General features: G+C 70.2%; 10 protein-coding genes, 6 pseudogenes and 3 riboswitches. Of the genes and pseudogenes, 11 read left to right on the forward strand and 5 right to left on the reverse strand.

What is annotated here, in order from left to right:
* Positions 1-283: 283 nt before the first annotated feature.
* Positions 284-478, forward strand: a pseudogene (locus ACLGIH_RS06270) (hypothetical protein); the annotation flags it as partial.
* A 32-nt stretch (positions 479-510) separates the two neighbouring features.
* A riboswitch (cobalamin riboswitch) is annotated at positions 511-699 on the reverse strand.
* Between the two features lie 26 nt (positions 700-725).
* On the opposite strand, the gene ACLGIH_RS06275 reads toward ACLGIH_RS06270, so the two are convergent.
* Positions 726-1,712, reverse strand: a complete 987-nt coding sequence (locus ACLGIH_RS06275) for a ferric reductase-like transmembrane domain-containing protein (RefSeq protein WP_416524212.1) — start codon at positions 1,710-1,712, stop codon at positions 726-728.
* 207 nt (positions 1,713-1,919) lie between these two features.
* Positions 1,920-2,150: riboswitch (cobalamin riboswitch) on the forward strand.
* A 233-nt stretch (positions 2,151-2,383) separates the two neighbouring features.
* Between ACLGIH_RS06275 and ACLGIH_RS06280 the strand changes: the two genes are divergently transcribed.
* From ACLGIH_RS06280 to ACLGIH_RS06325, 10 genes and pseudogenes are all read left to right on the forward strand, one after another.
* Positions 2,384-3,256, forward strand: a complete 873-nt coding sequence (locus ACLGIH_RS06280; protein WP_416524213.1) for a GHMP family kinase ATP-binding protein — start codon at positions 2,384-2,386, stop codon at positions 3,254-3,256.
* Positions 3,253-4,275, forward strand: coding sequence for a cysteine synthase family protein (locus ACLGIH_RS06285; protein ID WP_416524214.1), 1,023 nt, complete (start codon positions 3,253-3,255; stop codon positions 4,273-4,275). Before ACLGIH_RS06280 ends, ACLGIH_RS06285 begins: the two co-directional genes overlap by 4 nt.
* A complete protein-coding gene (locus ACLGIH_RS06290; RefSeq protein WP_416524215.1) occupies positions 4,272-5,525 on the forward strand; it encodes an ATP-grasp domain-containing protein in 1,254 nt (417 codons plus the stop codon). The genes ACLGIH_RS06285 and ACLGIH_RS06290 overlap by 4 nt, the downstream gene beginning before the upstream one ends.
* A complete protein-coding gene (locus ACLGIH_RS06295; protein WP_416524216.1) occupies positions 5,518-6,786 on the forward strand; it encodes an MFS transporter in 1,269 nt (422 codons plus the stop codon). The genes ACLGIH_RS06290 and ACLGIH_RS06295 overlap by 8 nt, the downstream gene beginning before the upstream one ends.
* Positions 6,755-7,504, forward strand: a complete 750-nt coding sequence (locus tag ACLGIH_RS06300; RefSeq protein WP_416524217.1) for a class I SAM-dependent methyltransferase — start codon at positions 6,755-6,757, stop codon at positions 7,502-7,504. The genes ACLGIH_RS06295 and ACLGIH_RS06300 overlap by 32 nt, the downstream gene beginning before the upstream one ends.
* Before the next feature lie 52 nt (positions 7,505-7,556).
* Positions 7,557-7,736: riboswitch (cobalamin riboswitch) on the forward strand.
* A 28-nt stretch (positions 7,737-7,764) separates the two neighbouring features.
* Positions 7,765-8,786, forward strand: a pseudogene (locus tag ACLGIH_RS06305) (ABC transporter substrate-binding protein).
* A pseudogene (locus ACLGIH_RS06310) lies at positions 8,783-9,897 on the forward strand (FecCD family ABC transporter permease). The pseudogenes ACLGIH_RS06305 and ACLGIH_RS06310 overlap by 4 nt, the downstream one beginning before the upstream one ends.
* Positions 9,894-10,677: pseudogene (locus ACLGIH_RS06315) on the forward strand (ABC transporter ATP-binding protein). The pseudogenes ACLGIH_RS06310 and ACLGIH_RS06315 overlap by 4 nt, the downstream one beginning before the upstream one ends.
* Before the next feature lie 86 nt (positions 10,678-10,763).
* A pseudogene (locus ACLGIH_RS06320) lies at positions 10,764-11,137 on the forward strand (glyoxalase superfamily protein).
* Positions 11,130-11,525: pseudogene (locus tag ACLGIH_RS06325) on the forward strand (IS630 family transposase); the annotation flags it as partial. The pseudogenes ACLGIH_RS06320 and ACLGIH_RS06325, both read left to right, overlap by 8 nt.
* A 413-nt stretch (positions 11,526-11,938) precedes the next feature.
* On the opposite strand, the gene ACLGIH_RS06330 reads toward ACLGIH_RS06325, so the two are convergent.
* The 4 genes from ACLGIH_RS06330 to ACLGIH_RS06345 all read right to left on the reverse strand — a co-directional run bounded on the left by ACLGIH_RS06330 (position 11,939) and on the right by ACLGIH_RS06345 (position 16,386).
* Positions 11,939-13,477 carry an alkaline phosphatase family protein gene (locus ACLGIH_RS06330; RefSeq protein WP_416524218.1) on the reverse strand — a complete coding sequence of 513 codons (1,539 nt, stop codon included), beginning with the start codon at positions 13,475-13,477 and terminating at the stop codon, positions 11,939-11,941.
* 72 nt (positions 13,478-13,549) lie between these two features.
* Entirely contained in the window at positions 13,550-14,602 is a 1,053-nt protein-coding gene (locus tag ACLGIH_RS06335; RefSeq protein ID WP_416524219.1) for a 2-aminoethylphosphonate ABC transporter substrate-binding protein, read from the reverse strand.
* A 37-nt stretch (positions 14,603-14,639) separates the two neighbouring features.
* Positions 14,640-15,437 (reverse strand): ABC transporter permease, encoded by a 798-nt coding sequence (locus tag ACLGIH_RS06340; RefSeq protein ID WP_416524220.1) that lies wholly within the window; start codon positions 15,435-15,437, stop codon positions 14,640-14,642.
* Positions 15,424-16,386: a 2-aminoethylphosphonate ABC transporter permease subunit gene (locus tag ACLGIH_RS06345; protein WP_416529305.1), complete on the reverse strand. Its 963-nt coding sequence runs from the start codon at positions 16,384-16,386 to the stop codon at positions 15,424-15,426. The genes ACLGIH_RS06340 and ACLGIH_RS06345 overlap by 14 nt, the downstream gene beginning before the upstream one ends.
* Between the last annotated feature and the right edge of the window lie 4 nt (positions 16,387-16,390).

The following is a 16,390-nucleotide window of genomic DNA, read 5'->3' on the forward strand; positions in this document are numbered from 1 at the left end:
TCCCATCGATCCCGGCGCACTGGCACGTCCCGACCACAGCCGGACGGCTTCGCCCGGACCAGTGCCCAACCGGGCCTGGATGGGATGGCTCAGAGTTGGCTTCTCGCCCCCCTCGTGACCGGTACTGACGGACTGACCGTGCTCCGCCTAAGTGGTCGCCCTTCATCGCCCTCTCGTCGGATCCCGTCGGCCTGCGGTCCCGCTTCGGGGTCACAGATGAACGAGTCCTGCGGTCCGGGACCCTTGCGTCCATATGAGGAGGCCAAGGTCATTCAGGGCGCATCAGACCGGTCCGGTCACCATGCTCGCCTGGTCCTTCGTCCGCGACGACCAACCACTCGGCGACACCGCCCGGCAGGTCGCTCTCGCCCTGCGCGACGAGGTGGACCTGGAGGCGGCCGGGACCTCGGTGATCCAGGTCGATGAGCCCGCCCTGCGCGAGACGCTGCCGCTGCGCACCGCCGACCGCGCGGCGTATCCCTCTCTCCGGGGAGATCCGCCCCGGTGGTTCGTCGAGGAGGCGACCGCGTGAGTCTCCTGGCTCTCGGGTCGATGCCTGTCCCGGCCTTCCCACCCTCTGCCGGGCAGTGGCCTGTCGGGACGCGCTCGCCGATCACAGTGGCGGGACCGCTAGGGATTCACACCGGCTTCTTCGTTCCGCCGTCGCCTTGTCGCCGGACATCATCCCACCCCTGGACGCCGTGCCAACCGTCCGGTGCCGGCCGTCAGTCCGTCTCCTGGGAGTGCGGGGCCGTCACGGGCGGATGGGTCGGACGGTCCCGTCCGCCGTCACGGCCGGACACCACCACGATGACCAGCCCGACAATGACGGCTCCGGCGACGACACGTCCGACCGCACGCGCCCACCAGGCCGGGCGGGCCGCGCCCACGCCTCCCTTCGGCGGGCCCAGCCGTTCAACCCGCCGAGCAGGTCTCAGCAGACGGATCAACAGCAGTGCGGCGACCGGTATTTGCAGCAGCCACAGGACAGTGCGCGGCCACTCCCCGTACCAGACGTTGGTTCCGTACAGCAGGGTGTGCCAGACGCTCAGCACGTAGACGACGATCACAAAACGGTGCAGCCGTCGCCAGGCGTTCGCTCCGATGCGGTGCCGGACGTAGAACAGCAGCCCGAGCGGTATCGCGAGGTACAGGGCGCCCTGGCCGAGGGGGATGGCGATCCGGCCGGTGCCGGAGTCGTACCAGCCCGGCACGAAGGTGTCCGCGAAGGCCACCCACAGCCGCTCCGCCCACGCCACCTTCGTCTCGTAGCGCACGAGTTCCGCCGCGAACATCAGCGCGTGGGCGAACATCAGCGCCATCGTCGTCAGGCTCGTGGCTCGGTGCCAGCGCTCCAGTACCTGCCGGGAGACCGGTAGCCGGGCCGGGCACGGCCCCGACAGCAGCAGGCCGAGCATGACCGTGCCCCAGGCCCACAACAGCCCCGACCAGCCGAACGCCTGGCTGAGCAGGTACATCCAGTAGGTGCCGGCATCGTCCATGAACGGCATGACCGCGACGGTGTCCGAAGCACCCGACTCCATGCGCGCCCACAGGAGGGCGAACACGAGCGCCGTGACCACCACCGCCGCGGTGGCGTCGGGCAGGGCGGAGCGCAGATCGCCGCGCAGAGCGACGCGGTCCCCGGGAGGCCGTCCCCGCCCGGGCGGCGCTTCTGCCCCGTCTTCGTCCGGCCTCGCTTCTGACGTCATCAGGGGCCTCCCGGGCACGGGCCACCGCGGCAACGGTGCGCATGTGTCGTGAAGCAACAAGTCTGGCTGACGGGACAGCGATCCTCAGAGGTGATATCCAGCCAGAGCCGCCACGACAACTGCACAGGGGACACCCCTGGTTCTTCGTCCCCTCCACATTCAAGACAACCGCCGAAGGCCCACTGTCGCAGGAATACGAGCGCCCCTACTCTGATGCACGCAGTCGGTTCGTGCCTCCCGTCCGCCCGGACGCCTAGTGGCGCGACGCAAGAGGGAACCCGGTGCGAATCCGAGGCTGTCCCGCAGCGGTGAGTGGGAACGGAAGCCGTCGATGTCACTGGGCCCGCGTCAGGGCCGGGGAAGAGACGGCCGGTAGGTGTCCGCCCTTTCGGCGGACGTGCCCGCGAGTCCGAAGACCTGCCACTGCGCCCGCGTCCCGCGTGGGCTGTGCACGTGACCTCGTGGACTGGGTCGGCGGTATGGGCGGTCGTACGTCGTGCGTGTGGCCGCGCCTCCTTCCCTGTCGGTGTTCAAGTCCCGGTACGGAGGAGGAGGATGTGCGGGACACAGCCGCTTCGGATCGGCCCTTCCGTCCCCGGGCCGACGTGTCGTCCGACGGACCGGGACAGACGATCCTCGGACCTGTCGCGGGCGTCCTGCAGGAGCGGGACGTGTCCCGCAGCACCGTGTCCGGTGTCTGCCACGGCACTCTGGGCGAGCTGTACCAGGGCCCGTTGCGGGCGGGCACCGATCCTGAGATCGCGGTGGTGTCCTTTCCCGTGGACCGTCACTCCTGGGTGTACTTCACTCCGAGGACGGCGGCCGGTCCTGCGCCGCATACGCCGCCGCTCGGGGAGAAATCGGTGAAAGCTGCCCGGCTCTTCCTGGACCATTACGGCCTCGTCATGCCCCCGGGCGAGTGGCGCACCCACTCCGAACTGCCGGTGGGCGTGGGGATGGCCAGTTCGACGGCGGACATCGTGGCGACGCTGCGCTGTCTGTTCCGCGTTTTCTCCCTGCCTTACGACGTGGACGTGCTCCTAGGTGTCCTGGCGGACATCGAGCGCGCCGACAGTGTCTTCCTCGACGAGTTCGCCCTGTATCTCAGCGGCCGGCACCGGGTGGTGCGGCGGCTTGGCCCGGACATCGGCTTCCACACCGTGTACGTCACGGAGCCCGGCACGGTGGACACCGCCGCCGTCACTCCCCTGCTGCTGGACCACTACCGGCGCCGCGGCGAGGAGTACCAGCGGTGTCTGACCGATCTGGTGAAGGGCTTCGACTCGGGCGACCCGGCCGCCGTCGCCCGTGCCGCGACGGTCAGCGCCGCCTTGTCCCAGGAGGTGCTGCCCAAGGCGACCTTCGGCAGCCTGCAGGCCCATCGTGAGCGGTTCGGCGCCGACGGCGTCTTCGTCGCCCACACCGGCTGCCTGGCCGGCTACCTCTTCGCCTCGCGCCCACGGGCCGAGGTCAAGTCCGAACTCTCCACGTTCTTCCACTCGCTCGGCCACCAGTGCACCTTCGCCCAAGGAGGCTACGGGTGATCCACCCCCACATCGCCGACGCCCTGAAAGTCCCGGACCTCGTCCGGCTCACCGATGGCCTGGTCCTGCTGAGGTTCGAGTCGATGAAGATCTACTCGGCCCTGGCCGCCGTCCGCCATCTGCTGGAGCGGGGCACCGTCCGTCCGGGCCAGACCCTGATCGACAGCTCCAGCGGCATCTACGCCTACGCCCTCGCCCTGGCCTGCCACCGGTACGGCATGCGGTGCCACATCGTCGCGTCCACCACCGTCGACGCCACCACCCTCGCCCAACTGGAGATCCTCGGCAGCACCGTGGAACAGGTCAGACCGTCGCGGAACCTCAAACTCGACCAGGAACTGAGGGTGCGACGGGTGCGCGAGATCCTCGCCGAGCGTCCCGGCCACCACTGGATGCGCCAGTACCACGACGACGTCCACTACCTCGGCTACCAGGAGGTGGCCGACCGGATCGCGGCGGAGTTCCCGGCCGCACCGCTGACCGTCGTCGGCGGGGTCGGTTCCGGGGCCTCGACCGGCGGCATCGTAGAACGCCTGCGCATGACGGACCCCTCGGTGCGTCTGGTCGGCGTCCAGCCCTTCGGCAGCGTCACCTTCGGCAGCCAGGACCATCACGATCCCGAGGCGATCATCGCCGGCATCGGCTCGTCGATCGTCTTCGACAACGTCCGCCACCATCTCTACGACACCGTGCACTGGCTGGACTTCACCCACGCCATGTCCGGTGCCGTCGCCCTGCTGCGCGAGCACGCCGTCTTCGCCGGACTGTCCACCGGTGCCGGCTACCTGACGGCGACGTACGAGGCACGCCGCCACCCCGACCGACTGCATCTGGTGATAGGGGCCGACACCGGGCACCGCTACGTGGAGCGCGTGTTCGCCCGGCACGCCGAGGCCCTGGATCCGGCCGCGCTCAAGCCCCACGAGGTCCGCAGTCCGGAGGAGATGACCATGCCCTGGTCGAGGATGACGTGGCAGCGCACTCCCCGCCCGGCGGGCCGGAAGGAGAGTGCCGCATGACCGTGGCCTGCCTGGAGTCCCTGACCTTCGGCCTCGGCCATCTGGTCCGCGCCGCCGACCGGCTCGGCGAGCGCCTGCTGCTCCTCACTCGGGACCCCGCCTACTACGCCTACGAACTGGACCGGCTGCCCAGCGACGCCCTCGACGTCGTCGTGACCGACACCTTCGACGTGGAGCGGGTCGCCGCTCTGCTCCGGCGCACGCCGGGGCTGCGCGGTCTGATCAGTTCCACCGACACCTGGACTCTGACCGGCGCCGCCCTCGCCGAACGCCTCGGCCTGCCGGGGCTCGATCCAGCCGTCCTGCGGCTGACCCGGGACAAGGCCGCCGTACGCAACAGGCTGCACGACGCGGGTCTCACCTGCGCACGGGCCGTCGAAAGCGCCGACCCGGACCGCGAGGCACGCGGGCTGCTGCTCAAGGAGACGGGGCTGCCGCTCGTGCTCAAGGACACCGCGGGCACCGGGAGCCAGAACGTGTGGCTGGTCCGTGACGAGGGCGAACTCGACGCGGCGCTGGCGGAGGCTTCCGGTCGGGACCTGAAAGGGCGGCTGTTCGCCGAGCCCTATTTCAGCGGCCCGGTGTACAGCGCCGAGACGCTCACCTGGGACGGCCACACCAGGCTGCTCGGTGTCTCCAGTCGGCTCATGTCACCGGAACCGCACTTCCGGGAGGAGATCACCGCCTTCCCCGTGGCGTTCCCGAGCCCGCAGCGGACATCGCTCGAGTTCTGGCTCGACCGGGTGCTCGCCGCCATCGACTACACCGACCGGTTCGCTCACGTGGAGTTCGTGCTGACCGCGGACGGCCCGGAAGTGGTGGAGGTCAATCCCCGCATCGGGGGCGCGCTGGTCGGGGAGGGTTTGTGCCGGGCGCTCGGCGTCAACGTGTACCAGGCGATGATCGAGGCCGCGCTCGGTCGCCGCCCCGGTCTCATGGACGCGGACTGTCCCGGCGGTCCGGCCGTCGCCTTCGTTCTCGGCTACCCGTCAGCCCCCGGCGTGTTCATCGGCGTCACTGGGCTCGACCGGCTCACCGACATGCCGGGAACGCCCGCCTGGTACCCGATCAAACAGGTCGGCGACCCCATCGAGCACCTGGGTGACAGCCGTGGATACGCGGGCATCGTGTACGCCGAAGCCGAGACCGCCGAACTCGCCACCCACCGCGCGGTGGCCGCAGCCGGCGCCCTGCGTGTACTGACTGACCCGTTCCCCGACCTGGCCGGCCGGGAGGCGCCCGGTGGGTGAGCGCACCACCAGGGGACCGGGTCTGCGGGCCTCGCTGTTCCCACTCACCGGCCCGCTGCGGTTCCTCCTGCTCAGCTCGTTCCTCATCCCGCTCGGCAGCTTCATGGTCCTGCCGTTCATGTCGGTGTTCCTCCACGAACGGCTCGGGATGGGGCTTGGCACGGTCGGCGTCGTCCTGGCGTTGGCATCGCTCGTGCAGTTCTCCGGCGGCATCGTCGGCGGCGCCCTCGCGGACCGGATCGGACTACGCCGCACGATGCTGTGGGCGCTCGTCGTACGCACCGCCGGTTTCGCCGGGCTCCTGCTGGCCCTGCGCTGGCCGCCCCTCGCGGTCTGGGCGCTGGTCCTGACGTGCTGCGGTGCCGCGCTCTACCTGCCCGCCAACAAGGCGTATCTCGTGCACGGCGTCGACGACGAGCGCCGTCCGGCGTTCCTGTCGGCGGGCAACGCGGCACTCAACGCCGGGATGGCGGTCGGCCCGCTCATCGCCGGACCATTCGTCCTGTCCTCGCCCGGCTGGCTGTTCGCGGCCGTCACGGCGCTGTTCCTCGCGGTCACAGCGGGACACGCACGGTTGCCCGGAACCGACGGGACCTATCCCACCAAATCGGAGGAAACGGCCCGCTCGGGCCTTCTCGTCGGCGTGGCACTCCTGCCGTTCGCCGCCAACGCGCTGGCCTTCTACCTCTACTTCCACTTCCAGCACTTCCTGGCGGTGTACGCCGTCGAGCGCGCCTCCAGCGCCTTCTACAGCATGGTGCTGTTGCTCTGCTTCACGCTGGTCATCGTCGTACAGCCGCTCGCGTCCGGCCTGATCCGGCGCATGCCGTACGTCCTCGCCCTCGCGGTCGGGTTCACGGGCCTGGCGGCGGGACTGGCCGTGCTGGCGGCCGGCACCCGGACGGCACTGCTGGCGGGCGGCGCGCTGATCACCCTCGGCGACATCGTGCTGTTCCTCAAGAACGACCTGGAGGCATTGCGCCGCAGCCCCCGCTCCGACGCCGTGGTCTTCGGCCAGCAGCGGCTGGCCGCGGGCCTGGGCGCCTGCGCGAGCGGCGTACTGGGCGGGCAGTTGTACGGCCTCGGCGAACGGGCCGGGCACACCGGTTGGTTCTGGCTGTTGGCAGCCGCCCAGTGTCTGCTGCTTCCCCCGCTTCTGCTCTCGCTGCGCCGTCGCACGGCGCGGCGCCCTGTCCCCGACGGCGACCATGAAGGAGCACTGACGCGCGATGACACGGACGGGCGGATTCCAGGACGATGACTTCTGGACCGAGTTCCACGACTTCCTCTTCTCCGAGCGGCGCTACGAGCAGGCCGAGGTACTGCTGGACACCTCTCCCCTGCTCGCCCTCCCCGACGGATCACGCGTGCTGGACCTGTGCTGCGGGCCGGGCGTCTTCACCGTGCCCCTCGCCCGCCGCGGGCACCGCGTGACCGGCGTTGACCTGAGCCCGGCCATGCTGGACCGGGCACGCAAGCGGTCGGCCGACGCCGGTGCCGAGGTGACGTACGTGCGGGCCGACGCCCGCGAGTACAGCGCACCGGGCGGCTTCGACGTCGTCCTCAACATGTTCACCTCCTTCGGGTACTTCGAGGACCCCGCCGACAACGCGCGTGTGCTGCGCACCATGCACACCTGCCTGGCGCCCGGCGGCACGCTCGTCCTGGACCTCGCCGGGAAAGAACTCCTGGCCCGCAATGCCACCCCGCCCAAAGTGGTGCGGCGGGGCGACGACCTGATGGTGCAGACAGACACCGTCCTGGACGAGTGGGCGCGGCTGCGCAGCGAGTGGGTGCTGGTTCGGGGCGAGCGGGTGACGCGAGCCACCTTGACGTGGTTCGTGTACAGCGCGGTGGAGCTTCGCCGGATGGCCGAGGATGCGGGTTTCGGCCGCGTGGAGGTCTTCGGCGGGTTCGACGGACGCCCCTACGACGAGAACGCCGAGCGGCTCGTGCTGCGAGCGGTGCGCGAAGCGTGACGAAGGCGCGGGCGTGCGGCCGGGTCCGCACGCCCTTTTGCCGCCGACTCGGAGGAACGTGGGATCACCTGGTCATCGCCGCGACGGGAGACAGGAAGCCGGTGCGAATCCGGCACGGTCCCGCCACGGTGACCGGGGAGCACCCCTCCGAGATGCCACTGCGCACGGCGCGGGAAGGCGGAGGGAACGTCGATCCGGGAGTCAGGACACTGGTCCGTCGCGGGCCCGTCCCGAGGAGCGCGGACTCCAGGAGGCTTCACGTGTCCCAGCTGTTCACCCCTGCCCTCACGCGCGGGTTCCTTCGTACCACGGCCGCTGCCGTGTCTCTCACGTCAGTGCTGCTGACCGTCGGCTGCGGTTCATCCGACGAGAGCGGTGGGGACGCGAACGCCGGCGCGGCCGTGCCCGCGGGCTTTCCGGTCACGATCGACAACTGCGGTGTGAAGACGACATACGACGGGCCGCCGTCACGGGTGGTCACTATCCACCAGCACCCGGCCGAGCTCATGCTCGCCCTCGGCCTGAAGGACCGCCTGGCCGGAACGGCCTTCCCCGACTCCGCGGTCCTGCCCGAGCTGAAGAAGGACTACGAGTCCGTCCCGGAACTGGCGGAGAGGGAACCGTCCTTCGAGACCGTCCTGGACGCCGAACCCGACCTCGTCTACGGCGGCTACGGCAGCGCCTTCGACGAGAAAGAGGGCCGCTCCCGCGAGGCGTTCGCCGACGCCGGCATCGACACCTACCTCAACCGCGAGTACTGCGGAAGAAGCAGGTGACGATGAAGGACACCTACGACGAGATCCGCACCATCGGCAAGATCTTCGGCGTTCCGGACCGAGCCGACAAACTGGTCGCCGACCTCGAAGGCCGCGTCGGCAAGGCCGCCGACAAAGTCGAAGGCGAGCCCGAGGTGCCCGTCTTCGTCTACGACAGTGGCGACAAAAGCGCTTTCACCGCGGGCGGCAAGAGCCTGGGCACCGAACTGATCCGGCTGGCCGGCGGCGAGAACGTCTTCACCGACCTCGACGACGTCTTCCGTGACGTCTCCTGGGAGCAGGTCGTCGAGCGCAAGCCGGAAGTCATCGCCATCTATGACTACGCCGGTGCCGGAAGCGTCGAGGAGAAGAAGAAGTTCCTGCTCTCCCAGCCCGCGCTCGCCGACGTACCCGCCGTCAGGAACAAGCGGTTCGTCGTCCTGCCGCTGACCGCCACCCTGGTCGGCATCGGCTCGGCCTACGCGGTCGAGGACCTGGCCCGCGGGCTGCACCCGGAGATCCGGTGACTCAGGCCGCCACCGGCGCGCCCGCCGAACGGACCGTGCAACGACGGAAGGCCACCGGCTCGGGAGCAGGCCGTGCGCGGCTGGCCGTCACGCTGCTGGTGCTCACCGCGTTGCTCGTCGTCTCCGCCACGGCGGGCCTCGCGATCGGCTCCGTGCATGTCCGCCGGGCCAGGTGTGGGGCATCGTGACGCACGCGCTGGGCGCCGAATGGCAGGAACCGGACTGGTCAAGGGCCCGGGAGACCATCGTGGTGGACGTACGGGCACCGCGGGTACTGCTCGGTGCGGTCACCGGCGCCGGCCTGGCGGTGATCGGCACCGCGCTGCAGGCCCTGGTGCGGAACCCTCTCGCAGAGCCGTACCTGCTCGGCGTCTCCTCCGGGGCGTCGCTCGGCGCCGTCTCCGTGATCGTGTTCGGGTTCACCCTCTTCGGACCGGCCTCCCTGTCGGTGGCCGCCTTCGTGGGCGCCTTGGGCGCACTCCTGCTCGTGTACGCCACCGCCCGCACCGGCGGACGCATCACCTCGTCGCGGCTGGTGCTGTCCGGGGTGGCGATCGCGGCGGTGCTCACGGCGGTCCTCGATCTGCTGCTGCTCACCACCGACCGGGGCAATGAGGCCCGCGCGGTCCTCGCCTGGACCCTCGGCGGCCTGGGCGGTGTCAACTGGGGCACGCCGTGGCTGCCGAGCACGGCCCTGCTGCTCGGCATCGGCGTCCTCCTGGCGCAGGCCCGCAACCTGAACCTGCTGCTGGCCGGCGAGGAGGCGGCGACCACCATGGGGCTGGACGTGGCCCGCTTCCGCGCCCGTCTGTTCGTCCTGCTCTCCCTCGTCACGGGCGTGCTGGTCGCGGCGGCCGGACCGATCGGCTTCGTCGGCCTGATGAAGCCCCACACCGTGCGCCTGTTCGTCGGCGGCGACCACCGCCGGGTCCTGCCGACGGCAGCACTCGGCGGAGCGGTCTTCCTCGTCTGGGCCGACATCGCCGCACGGACGGTCGCCGCACCGATGGAGATACCCGTCGGTGTCCTCACGGCCCTGTGCGGCGGACCGTTCTTCCTGTGGCTGATGCGCCGCGACGCCCGGGGCGGCACCGACCGAGGAGTAGCATGACCGCGACCGAACTGGACGTCGACGGCGTCACGCTCACCGCCGGAGCCCGCCACCTGGTGCGCGACGTCTCCCTGACCGCCCGCCCGGGCGAGACCATCGGGCTCGTGGGCCCCAACGGCAGCGGCAAGTCCAGCCTTCTGCGCACCGTCTACCGGGTCCTGCGCCCCGCCACCGGTCAGGTCCGCGTCGACGGAGGTGACGCCTGGTCGCTACCGGTGCGGCACCTGGCTCGCACCGTGGCGGCGGTGGTCCAGGACTCGGCAGCCGTCTTCGACCTCACCGTCCGCGAGGTCGTCGCCATGGGCCGCACCCCGCACAAGCGGCTCCTCGCCGGTGACACTCCCCAGGACGCCGAAATCATCGACTCCGCGCTTTTGGCGGTCGACGCCGTCCACCTAGCCGACCGCCCCTTCGACCGGCTCTCCGGCGGCGAGCGTCAGCGCGTCCTCATCGCGCGCGCTCTCGCCCAGCAGCCCACCCTCCTTGTCCTCGACGAACCCACCAACCACCTCGACATCCGCCACCAACTGTCCGTGCTCGGCACTCTGCGCCGCCTGCCCGCCACCGTGCTGCTCGCCTGCACGACCTCAACCTGGCCGCCTACTACTGCGACCGCCTCTACGTACTGCATGCCGGTGAGGTCACCGCCTCCGGCTCCCCGCCGAAATCCTCACCCCGCGGCTTCTGGCCGAGGTCTACGGAGTGGCCGCGGAAGTAGCCACCCATCCGCGCACGGGCGCCCTGCAGGTGACGTTCCTCCCCGAAGAGCCAGGCAGCTGAAGGCCCCCGATACTGCCCCATGCCCATCCGCGCGACCTAGCCGCATCAGGCAACGTTCGCCCTGGACGGTCTGCGACGATGACGCCATGGACGAGGACGTCATCCCATTTTTCGCGTCGAGGACGCTGCAGCGGCGGTCGCGTGGTACGAGCGGCTGGGCTTCACCAAACAGTGGGAACACCGCTTCGAACCGGGGCTTCCCGCGTTCGTCGAGGTCGCCCGGGGCGGGGTGTGGTTGTTCTTGCCGGAACACAAGGGCGATGCCAGTCCCGACACGTTGGTCTACCTCCGCGTTCGTGATGTCGAGGCCATCGCCTCCGAGTTCGGGGTGCAGGCGAGGGACGCTCCGTGGGCGCGTGAGATTGAGCTGCACGATCCTGACGGCAACCGGCTTCGGATGCACGTCGGCGGAATAACACTCGCCGGCAGTGTTCAGCAGGGAAGCTGTGCTGGTGGCTGAGCGAGTACACGTCCGCGAGATCGATGACGACGAAGGGCAGCGCCTGCTGCGGATCATCCGCCGGGGCATCGGTTCGGTGGTGACCTGGCGGCGGGCGCAGATGGTGCTGCTGTCCGCGCAGAGCATGCCCGTGGCGGAGATCGCCGAGGTGACGTTCCCCAGCGCGGACCTGGCCCGGGATCTGACCTACCCCTTCAAAGCCGACGGCTTCGACTCCCTCTACCCGAAGTACAAAGGCGGCCGCCACAGGACGTACGCCCTGCCCGAGCGCCGGGAGACCGAGAAGATCGCCAAGTCCAGGCCGGCCGAGCACGGTCTGCCGTTCTCGACCTGGAACCTGGCCAAGCTGGGCGACTTCCTGGTCGCCGAGGGAGTGGTCGACGACATTCCATGATCGGGAGTTACACCGAACGAGACGCTGATCGCCCGACAGCCGTCAGACCTGCGTGCCGGGGCTCGGCCGGTGCGGCCTGGGCCGTGAAGGCCGGGGCGGCGCGCAGGGCGGCAAGGACGACACCGGCAGTCACGACGGTTCGCTTACGCATGTTCTCGTCCCTTTCGGATGCCTTGACCTGGAATGCCGAAGGCTCTGAAGAGGATCCGGTACCGCCAGCCCCGCGGATCGGTGCCGACTCGACAACCCACTCGCATGGAGCACAGACACGCCCGGCGGAGGAATGCGCAGCGCCACCGCACAACGGAACGTGAGTTCCGGGCGACCGGCGTCGGTGGGTGGTCTGGCATGTGTGACGAACTCCCGCGTCGGCCGGGCAGGACGGCGTACCGACGCCCCGAGCCTGATCAGGAGCCGGTGATCCTGACCCCGTCGATCACCCAGTACCAGTTGTTCGAACCGGTGTACCTGAAGCGGAAGCTGACGCTGGAGGCCCCGGCGGGTACGGGGACGGTGAGGGACTGGGGCTGTGAGATCACGTCGGAGGTGTAGTTCTTGACGACGGTGGGGGCGCCACCGTTGAAGGAGGCGAGGACCTGGGCGCTCTGGCTGCCCTCCTGCCGGTAGAACGTGGTGAAGTCCAGTCGCACGACCGACTTGCCGGTGACGTCGTGGGCCGGGGTCACCAGGGTCGAGTCGTAGGTGCCGGAGAAGGGCTTGTCCGCCCACTCGTCGGAGTCGGCGACGGCGAACACGCCGCGCGCTCGGACGTTCAGCTCACGGGACTGGTCGCGCTGGGTGCGGGACCAGAACTCGTCGGTGGCGAAGGCCCAGCCGCGCCACTCGGTCACCCCGCCGGTGCCCATGGCGTTGTTGATGACGGACCAGCCGCTGGGCGGGGTGTGGGTGAAGCCGAGCACGGAGGAAGGGATGCCCGTCTCGTCCACGCGGGCGGAGAGGGAGCCCTGGAGGGCGTCGAAGGGATCCGTGGACCGTTCCTGGATCGGCTTGCCGTCCAGGCCCCAGGCGGGGTCGACGGGGATGCCGAGCTGCTTGAGGACGGTGGGGACGACGTCCACGAGCCGGGTGTCGATGGGGCGGGCTCCGGCTGCGATGCCGGGGCCGGTGGCGAGGACGAAGGTGCGGCGTTCCTCGATCGCGGAACCGCCGTGACCGCCCGCGTTCAGATGGCCGTGGTCGGTGGTGACGATGACGGTCCAGCGCTCGGAGGCGTAGCCGGGCCTGGCCTCGATGGCGGCGCGCAGGCGGCCGACGTAGGTGTCCTGCACGGCGATCTGGTCGAGGTAGGCCTGGCTGCCCGCGCCCCGGTTGTGGCCGACGATGTCCGACTGGCCGAAGTAGACGAACAGCACGTCCGGGTTCTGGTCGCGGATGACCGCCTCGCTCTCGGCGGCGATGGTGGCGTCATGCCCGGTGTAGCCGTCGGCGTCGCCGTCGAGGACCAGCTTGGCGTCCGCGCCGGGGGTGATGGTGCCCTGGGTGTCAAGGGGCTTCCAGTCGACGGCGGCGTACGTGGACAGCCCGGGCCGGGCCTCGGCCAGGCGGGCCAGCAGGCCCGGGTACCTGCCGTAGTTCCTGCCCGCGAAGGAGTTGTCCCTGACGCCGTGCTTGTCGGGCCAGACGCCGGTGGAGACGGTGGACCAGCCGGGGCCGGAGGAGGTCGCGGCCATCGGGTTGGCGTACAGCAGGGAGGTGCCGTAGGTACCCTCGCGCATCATCGCCTTCAGGTGCGGCGCGTTCGCCGCGTCGATGCGGTCGTGGCGCACGCCGTCCATGCCGATGACCAGGACCTTGTCCTTGCTGATGCCGTTTGGCAGGGTGGCCGAGGCGTGCGCCTTCGGGGCTGCGACGGCGGAGACCGCGCCGAGGGCGGCGGTCGCGGCCGTCGCGGAGAGAACGGTACGGCGGGTGAGGTAGGACGACACTGATACTCCAGTGGGTGAAGGGGTATGCGGTGGCCGTATGGGTGGTGCCGTGGTGGTCGGGGGGCTGCCCGCTCAGCTGCCGGTCGCGGACTTCCAGGAGTCGACGTACGAGGTGAGGTTCTCCTCGATGTCGTCCCAGTCGGGCTCGAAGACCTCCACGCCGTTCATCAGCCTGGTCAGTTCGTCGGCGTTGGCGTCGGTGGCCTCGATGTCCTGGCGGGCCGCGAAGCCGCCGCCGATCTCGCTGACCTGGGCCTGTGCCTTCCGGCTCAGCAGGTGGTCGAGGAGCTTCCTGCCGTTCTCGCTGTGCGGGGCATCGGTGACCAGGCCGGCCGCGTAGGGCAGGGCGAAGGTAGTGGGCCTGCCGCCCTCGCGGGCCGGGAACCAGATGGCGAGGTTGGGCATGGTCTTGGACTGGGCGAAGTTCATCTGCACGTCGCCGTTGGCGACCAGCAGTTCGCCCTTGTCGACCTTGGGCGCGAGCTTGCCGGTGGACGCGGACGGGCCGACATTGTTGGCTTGGAGCTTCTTGAGGTACTCCATGGCCGGTTTCTCGCCGCCGAAGTCGTGCATGGCCTTGATGAGGACGGCGGTGCCGTCGCCCGCGACACCGGGCGTGGAGTACTGGAGCTTGTTCTCGTACGTGCCGTCGAGCAGTTCCTCCCAGGTGGTGGGGGCCTGCTTCAGCTCCTTCTTGTTGTAGATGAACCCGAAGTAGTTGTTGACGACGGCGGTCCAGGTGCCGTTCGGGGCCTTGTCGGCGCCGCTGACCTGGTCGGCACCCTTGGGTACGTACTTCTGGAGCAGGCCCTTGGCGTCGGCCTGCTGGATGAACGGCGGGAGGGTGACGAGCACGTCGGCCTGCGGGTTGCTCTTCTCGCGGACGGCGCGCTGCACCATCTCGCCCGAGCCGCCCTCGACGTACTCGACCTTGATGCCGGTCTCGTTCTCGAAGTCCTCGAAGACCTGGTCGTACCAGCCGTCGCCGTGCTCGCCCTTGAGGCCGTCGGCGCTGTAGACGGTGACGACGTTCGGGTCGGAGGCGGCGGTGCCGGTGCCGCAGGCCGTCAGCGGGAGGGCGAGGAGGCAGACGGCGGTGAGCGGCAGGAGGGGCTTTCTGAGCATGGCGGGGAGAACTCCTTGCGGGCAGAGGGCGGTTGCGTCAGCGGTAGGAGGCGCGGGTACGGATGCGGGAGCCGCCGAGCAGCACCAGCAGGGTGGCCGCCATCAGGACCACGGCGATCGCGGAGCCGGTGAACAGGGCGCCACGGTCGGTGGCCGCGTAGACGAGCACCGGCAGCGGCGTCCAGTCCGGCGGGTAGAGCATGATCGTGGCGCTCAACTCGCCCATGGACAGGGCGAAGCAGAGGCTGGCGGCGGCGGTGAGGGAGGGCAGCAGCAGCGGCAGCTTGACCCGCCACAGGACGTAGGCGGGCCCGGCGCCGAGGGAAGCGGCGGCCTGTTCGTAGGCCGGGTCGAGGCGGGTGATCGCGGCGGAGACGGACTGGTAGGCGAAGGCGGTGACCAGGACGGCGTGCGCGACGATCACGATCCAGCGGGTGCCGTTGAGGAGGAACGGCGGCTGGGAGAAGGCGACCAGGACAGCCAGGCCGACGACCACCGAGGGCACGGCGACCGGCAGCACGAACACGGCGTCCATCACCTTGCGGTGGCGTTTTCTGAGGGCGGCGGCCGCGAGTGCGGCCCAGGTGCCGACGGCCAGCGCGAGCAGGCTGGCGGTGAGGGCGGTGACCAGGCTGGTGGTGAGGGCATGGAAGGTCTCGCCGCGAGTGGCGGCCTGGTAGTTGGCGGTGGTCGGGCCCGAGGGCAGGACGCCCGACCAGTTGGTGGCGAAGGAGGCGCCGAGGACGACGAGGAGCGGCAGCGCGAACAGGGGTACGAAGAGGACGAGGAAGACCGCCCACAGGGCCCACCGCGCCGTGCGGCTATGCACCAGCACGTCGGCTCACCACCCGGTAGAGGCCGTACAGGCCCACGGAGAGAAGGACGTTGACGACGGCGACCACGCAGGCGCCCGGGTAGTCGGACTCCAGGATCGCCTTGCTGTACACGAGCGTCGGCAGGGTCGTGACGCCCTTGGCGCCGGTGAACAGGACGATGCCGAACTCGTTGAGGCACAGGACGAGGACGAGGCTGCCGCCGACCGCGAGCGCGGGCAGTGCCTCGGGCAGGATGATCTGCCGGACGATGCGGGGCGCGCGGGCACCGAGCGAACTGGCCGCCTCCAGCTGGGCGGTGTCCAGCTGGGAGAACGCGGCGAGCAGCGGGCGCATCACGAACGGCGTGAAGTACGTGATCTCCGCGAGCAGCACGCCCCAGGGCGTGGTGAGGAACTGGAAGGGTCCCTCGACAGTCCCTGTGACGTTCGTCCAGAGTCCGTTGGCCATGCCGACCGTGCCGTAGACGAACAGCAGGGCCAGCGTGATCAGGAAGGAGGGGAAGGACAGGAAGACGTCGATGAACCTCGACACCGCCCGCGCGCCGGGGAACCGCACAAAGGCGATGATCAGCGCGAGGACGAACCCGAGCACCAGGCAGCCGGCCGTCGAGCCCACCGCCAGCCACACCGTCGTCCACAGTGCCTCCCGGAACGACTTAGAGCCGAAGACGTCGGCGTAGGGCTCGGCGGAGGTGCCGCCGGTGTCCGGCTGGAAGGACTGCTGGACGACCAGGGCGAGGGGGTAGAGGAAGACGAGGGCCAGGAGTCCTACGGGGGGCAGGGCCCAGAGGTAGGGGCCCCACGTGGAGCGCGTCGGCCGCGACACCCCCCGCGACCGCTGTGGCCGCCCCGCCCCCCGCGGCTCCGGCGGATGCGGGCGGCCGTCAGCCCCCTCGTGCCGCAGCGGCAGGGGAGGCGCCGTCGCGGAACGGGCGGGCACAGCCGACAGCGCG

It is taken from the genome of Streptomyces hamibioticus (assembly GCF_047946815.1).
Taxonomy (GTDB): Bacteria; Actinomycetota; Actinomycetes; order Streptomycetales; family Streptomycetaceae; genus Streptomyces.

Coding starts and splice junctions, on each gene's coding strand:
- ACLGIH_RS06275 (WP_416524212.1), bottom strand. CDS start 1,712: ATGACGTCAGAAGCGAGGCCGGACGAAGACGGGGCAGAAGCGCCGCCC.
- ACLGIH_RS06290 (WP_416524215.1), top strand. CDS start 4,272: ATGACCGTGGCCTGCCTGGAGTCCCTGACCTTCGGCCTCGGCCATCTG.
- ACLGIH_RS06300 (WP_416524217.1), top strand. CDS start 6,755: ATGACACGGACGGGCGGATTCCAGGACGATGACTTCTGGACCGAGTTC.
- ACLGIH_RS06335 (WP_416524219.1), bottom strand. CDS start 14,602: ATGCTCAGAAAGCCCCTCCTGCCGCTCACCGCCGTCTGCCTCCTCGCC.